Below are 2,713 nucleotides of genomic sequence, written 5' to 3' on the forward strand. Positions count from 1 at the left end.
GATTTCCTACATTGCGCGCAATTCACCCGTGGCGTGAATCACGCATCTGTTAAAAGGCTGGTTTTGGGGTGTTAGAGTTTTATGTCTTGAGGAATTCTCGTGTTACCGCGAATATTAGCTAATCCACGAATTTCGGCATTTCTAAAAATCTTGACTGCGTCATAAATGCGAGCACTATCATAAACTTTTGCATCTCCAAAAATCTCAACATTTCCATAATTAACATCATCCTCATACGTGAAATTGGAGCATGATATAATGACATCACCATAAACTTTAGCATTGTTATAAATGAGAGCAGGACCACAAATTATTGCGTTCCCATATACACGAGCATTGTCGTAAACCTTGGCACTATTCTTTATTCGTGCATTCTCAAAAACTGCTGCGTCACCATAAATACGTGCGTCATTGTAAACTTCTGCATCACCGCAAACATGAGATTTGTCGCGAACAACAGCATCACCAAAAACATGTGCACTACCAGAAACCTTGGCATTACCGTAAACAACAGCACGACTGTAAACTTGTGCATCAGAATAAACCTTAGCATTTCCACTAATACAGGCGCCATCAAATATCTTGGCATTATGAAAAATGGTAGCGCTTTCGAGCACCTTGGCATCACCATCTACCCAACAATCACCATCATGACCTAAGTTATATTCCTTTTCAATAAAGCCACCAAGATCTCCTTTTTTGACATCATCAAAATCCCTTAAAGCACGAATGCGGTGAAGGATTTTGCCATCAACTTCGATTGTTTCATCAGTAAATTCATATTTCTTTTCCATGGTTTATTTCCCTTAATGCATGTTTTGTCTTTTAATCTCTTGAGACAGCAGTCCCATGCCTTTTGTGGTGATTTTTGCGGAAGGAATGACTTTTTCAGTTCCATTTTCGGTTTGAATAGTGAGGGTTGAGCAATCCATTAGTCCTTTTTGGATTTTGTCTTGATAAGGCAATAAGTGANTTTGAGTAATCGATTTGTGGTGTAACAACTTGCTTTGCACGCCGCTCGCATTCAATAAAATATTGACGGGCTTGTTTTCCTTTTTCATTACGCTCTACCATGGAAAGTTCTTTTGCCATTTCCAAGGTGAGATGATAATTAATTGCAATAACAGATCTAGATTTTGCGCTCGCCAAATTTGGTGACCGCAAATCTTGTGTTTTTACAAAGTCTTGTCCTTCTATAAAATTGTATCTGCTAATACGGTCCTTAATCCAATTGGAAAAGTCTCGTTTTGCTTCTAAAAAGGCATGCAAGTCACGAGCATTGACTGTTTGAACGCTTTCTCCGTTAACCGTGTTATTTGCGATAGCGATAGGATTATTCATAAGTTTACTCCATCCGATAATTTAATAAGAGGAAAGAGGGGGGCGCTTTTAAAAACGCCTTTAGATTTTAAAGCACATCACAAGGACGCAAACGGTGTTGTTTTTCGTAAGAACCATACATTGCATCATCATATTCGCGCTGTTTTATATCATCTAAAAAAAAACCGTATGCTGAACTATGCGTAACAAAGTCGTGAGGAATGTTTCCGTTGAAACACTGCTCTTCACATTCTTTAAGATAGAATTCGGCAATATCTTCAGAGATATCTTCGCAACGATTAGTCGTTGGTTCTACACGCAAAATTTGGACAGCGTTATCGGCTTGGTCGATAAATTTGATCATGTCACTTTCTTCTAAGAAAGGACCAGATTTAGCGAGATTTTGCTCTTCATTTTCGCACATCACTAAGAGAATTTCATCAGAATTTATAAACACTGGTTTTTTCACAAATGCCTCCATACAGCCTATTGGCAAAAGTTATTTTCTAAGATATGGGATATTTGATACCAAAACGGTAATTTAAAGTCAATACCAAAATGGTTATTTTTTTATTTTATATTTTTTTAGAGTAGAAAAAATGGATGAAAAATGGTCAATTAATACGCAAATATTAGAACTATGGGATAAATTGACAGAAGATGAAAAAAGAGAGTTTATTCTTTTTTATCTTGATAAAATGAAGAAAGGAGATCAAGAAGTTTAACCTTATTATCGTAGCTTAGATGCTCTAACATATCTTCAATTTGTTCATCTAAGCTATTAGGCTTATTTCCTGAAAACAACAGTTGTTTGGGGGTAATTTTTAAGTGTGGCGCCAAACGTACAGCCCACTCCTTTGTTAATTTTCGTTGTCCATTTTCTAAACGAAAAATTTGTGGCTGACTAGTCCCTACCAATTCGGCTAATTCTTTTGAAGTTAAACCTACTTTTTGTCTGAAAAATTTCAAATTATTCATGATTCTTATCCTAATTAAAAAAAATATCCTTTCAAATGCCAATATGGTAAAATATGCTTGTCTTAATAATACCAATATGGTAAAAAGAGGAATGTCTAAACTAAAACTGTATTTATCAAAGAATAATATTACTTATGCCGAGTTTGCGATTTTGGTAGGTGTTACACAAGCATCTATAGCACGCTATGTGAATAAGAAGCGATTTCCGCATCCTAGGATAATACAAAAAATAGCAGAAGTTACTGATAATTACATAAGTCCTAGCGATTGGTATCAAGAGAATTTTTCTTCAATTTCTAAAAGTCGCGGTGTTGATCAGACGGGCGATAGATTGCAGCATTAAGGAGACAAAGATGGCTGTAGAAAAGAAATACGAACTTACTGATGAAACAATTGAGTTTAGAGGGAAAACTCT

General features: G+C 36.0%; 4 protein-coding genes and 1 pseudogene. 1 reads left to right on the plus strand and 4 read right to left on the minus strand.

The features are described 5' to 3' along the window. Nucleotides 1-71 precede the first annotated feature (71 nt). From ACFILT_RS04075 to ACFILT_RS04090, 4 genes and pseudogenes are all read right to left on the minus strand, one after another. Nucleotides 72-794 carry a hypothetical protein gene (locus ACFILT_RS04075; protein WP_375679642.1) on the minus strand — a complete coding sequence of 241 codons (723 nt, stop codon included), beginning with the start codon at nt 792-794 and terminating at the stop codon, nt 72-74. A 12-nt stretch (nt 795-806) separates the two neighbouring features. Beyond that, nucleotides 807-1,341 (minus strand): annotated as a pseudogene (locus ACFILT_RS04080) (antA/AntB antirepressor family protein). Between the two features lie 67 nt (nt 1,342-1,408). After that, nucleotides 1,409-1,789 carry a hypothetical protein gene (locus ACFILT_RS04085; protein WP_375679643.1) on the minus strand — a complete coding sequence of 127 codons (381 nt, stop codon included), beginning with the start codon at nt 1,787-1,789 and terminating at the stop codon, nt 1,409-1,411. A gap of 206 nt (nt 1,790-1,995) precedes the next feature. Further along, complete coding sequence (locus ACFILT_RS04090; protein ID WP_100128398.1) at nt 1,996-2,298, minus strand: helix-turn-helix domain-containing protein; 303 nt, start codon at nt 2,296-2,298, stop codon at nt 1,996-1,998. Between the two features lie 91 nt (nt 2,299-2,389). Here ACFILT_RS04090 and ACFILT_RS04095 point away from each other — a divergent pair, with 91 nt between their 5' ends. Continuing rightward, the gene (locus ACFILT_RS04095; RefSeq protein WP_375612601.1) at nt 2,390-2,641 is read left to right on the plus strand and encodes a helix-turn-helix domain-containing protein; all 252 of its coding nucleotides are present in this window, start codon (nt 2,390-2,392) and stop codon (nt 2,639-2,641) included. Nucleotides 2,642-2,713 lie beyond the last annotated feature (72 nt).

It is taken from the genome of Bartonella sp. AP7XZML, assembly GCF_042195745.1.
Lineage (GTDB): Bacteria > Pseudomonadota > Alphaproteobacteria > Rhizobiales > Rhizobiaceae > Bartonella.

Excerpts from the sequence above, each read along its gene's own strand:
- ACFILT_RS04090 (WP_100128398.1), bottom strand. The coding sequence starts at position 2,298 with ATGAATAATTTGAAATTTTTCAGACAAAAAGTAGGTTTAACTTCAAAA.
- ACFILT_RS04075 (WP_375679642.1), bottom strand. The coding sequence starts at position 794 with ATGGAAAAGAAATATGAATTTACTGATGAAACAATCGAAGTTGATGGC.
- ACFILT_RS04095 (WP_375612601.1), top strand. The coding sequence starts at position 2,390 with ATGTCTAAACTAAAACTGTATTTATCAAAGAATAATATTACTTATGCC.